The 2435-nt window shown below is 71.9% G+C and carries 2 protein-coding genes; both read left to right on the top strand.

Annotated elements, in window-relative coordinates; genetic code table 11:
• Window positions 1-1716, top strand: a 1716-nt coding sequence (locus VGW35_26975; protein ID HEV8311320.1) for a hypothetical protein, incomplete at its 5' end; no start/stop codon positions are given.
• Window positions 1713-2435: HEAT repeat domain-containing protein (locus tag VGW35_26980; protein HEV8311321.1), on the top strand; the 723-nt coding region annotated here is incomplete at its 3' end. The genes VGW35_26975 and VGW35_26980, both read left to right, overlap by 4 nt.

The raw sequence follows: 2435 nt of genomic DNA on the forward strand, positions 1-2435 counted from the left end.
AAGCGCGTTGGAAAGGTGTCCGTCCCCTTCAGCCTCACGCTGCCGACGGTCCACGTGCCCGCCCCCGACATCCTCCAGCCGCTCGCCGGGGGGCTCCCGCGGACGTGGGGGCAGGGCCCTCCGCGCGGCACGACCCCGCCCCCGTCCACCGGGGCCGACTACGCGACGCCGGCCCTCCAGCTCGAGCAGGCCATCGTCCCGCACATCCCCTACGGCGGCGTGTTCGCGATCGACGTCACTCCCATCCGTGGGCCGCAGATCGCCGAGCGGCGCTCCTTCGGCGTCGAGGCCGACTCGGCCATCTGGACCGGGCACTACCTCGCCGCCGAGGCCTTCCGCTACGCCGCGACGAACGACCCGGCGGCGCTCGAGCGCCTGAAGTTCGTGCTGGCGGGTGTCCAGCGCCTTTTCGACGTGACGCAGGATGCGGTCGTCCGGCGCAACGCGGCGGGCGCCCGCAAGCGCTCGGCGGTCCAGATCACGGGGATTTTCGCCCGAGCCGCCCTCCAGGTGACCGACAAGGTCACTGCCGGGCCGCTCAGCGCCCGTGACTGCTACTATGAGGCGCCCGAGGGCGGCTGGGACGTGACGCCCCGGATCGGGAAGACACAGCACTTCGCCAAGTACCGGGATATCCCCTCATCCTTGCTGCGCGGCGCGACCGTCACCCCGGTCGGCACGGTCTGGTATGGGTTCGGGTGCGGCCACGTGGGCGGCCCGGACAAGGACCACCCGGTGAGCCGCGACCAGTACAGCGGGATCGTGATGGGCCTCGGCTACGCGCGGGCGCTGGTCTCCGATCCGGACGTGCAGCGGATCACCGGCGAGCTGATCGAGAAAGCGCTCCACCACCTGGTGATCGAAGGGCAGTGGAACGTGATCTTGCCCCCCGAGGGCCGGATCCCGGTCGGGTCGACCTTCCTCGGCAACCAGGAGAAGCAGCTCGCCTTCCTGCTGATCGGACGGAGCGTCAACCCGGCCAAGTACGGCCCCCTCTACGATCAGGTCAAAGCGGCGGCCAGCCTGGTGTGGCTCCCCGTGTGGATGAGCCTGGCCGACCCCATCCCGAAGTACTACAAGTTCAACCTCGAGCACGCGGGCGGCGTCGTGCCGGCGCTCGTCTTCGAGACCGACCCGGGCCGGCGGGCCGCTTACATGGTCGCCTACGACATGCTGCGCAAGGCGACGCGCCACCACAAGAACGCCTACTTCAACCTCGCCCGCATTCTGATCGAACCCCCGGCCCGGCGCCCGGTCGTGGCGCAGGAGCCCTCGGGCTCGAACCCGGCCATCACCCTCGCGCAGGAGATCCGGAGTCTCCTCAGTGAGTATCTCGAACGGCGCACGCTGCTCATCGGGACCGGGACCGGGACCGGGCTGCCCCGGAACCAGATCGCCGACCCGGGCTTCCAGGTGGGTGTCTGGCCCGGCGACGTCGCCCTCTACACCTCGCTGAACCTCCAGGAGGGGGGCACCGGTCGAAGCTATGAGGTCAGGTTCGCCATGCCCATGAAGGCCCGCATCGGAAACGGCATCGACTTCGCCTGGCAGCGGTCCCCGTTCGGGTACGCGCTCAAGCCCGGCAGCTCCACGTGCGGGAAGCCCCCGACCGTGGAAAAGGTCAGAACCTGTGGATCCGCTCCCCGACGCGAGGGGCCGGGCGTGGACTACCTTCTGGCGTACTGGCTCGGCCGGTACCTGGGCGTGGTGCCGTGACCCCCATCGGGGCGCGCCTCGTCGCGCTCTGGCTGGGCGCGCTCGCCGTCGGCCTCGTGCCGACGGCGGGCGCCGCCACGCCCTCCGGGGGCGTCGTGAGCGTGGCAGGGTCCGGAGACGGGGAACCGCTCGTCAGCATGACGGCCCGCGCCGTACCGCTGGAGGCGCTTCTTGCGGAGCTCGGTCGACGCGCGGGTTTCGAGGTGGCCGCCATCGGCGGTGTCGCGCGTCGGGTCACGATCGAGCTCTCCGGACGCCCGCTCGACGAGGCGCTCCGCCAGCTCCTCCAGGGGGAGAGCGCGGTGCTTCTCTACGGGCCGGCGGACCCGGGACCGCCGCGGCTCCGCAAGGTCGTCGTGATCGGGGTCCGAGCCGCCGCGGGGCCGGCGATGATCGCGGGCACGAGTGATGAATTCGGGAGCGCCGCCGCGCCGCCGGACAGCGAGTACGCCGTGCCCGTCACCGATGCCGACGGACCCGGACTCGCCCTCGAGAGCCCGGAAGGCTCCATCGAGGAGGCCACGCGGCTGGCCTCGCACGAGGATCCCCGTGAGCGCGCCGCTGCCTTCGAGTCGCTAGGCCCCCACGCCGCCGACCCGCGCGCGCGCCAGGTGCTCATCCAGGGCCTCGCGGATCGCGACTCGGCCATCCGGCAGCTCGCGGTGGAGCTCCTGGCCGCCCTCGTCCCGGACTGGCCGGAGGCCGAGCACGCGCTGGTG

The organism is Candidatus Methylomirabilota bacterium, from assembly GCA_036005065.1.
Classification (GTDB): Bacteria; Methylomirabilota; Methylomirabilia; order Rokubacteriales; family DASRDR01; genus DASYQW01.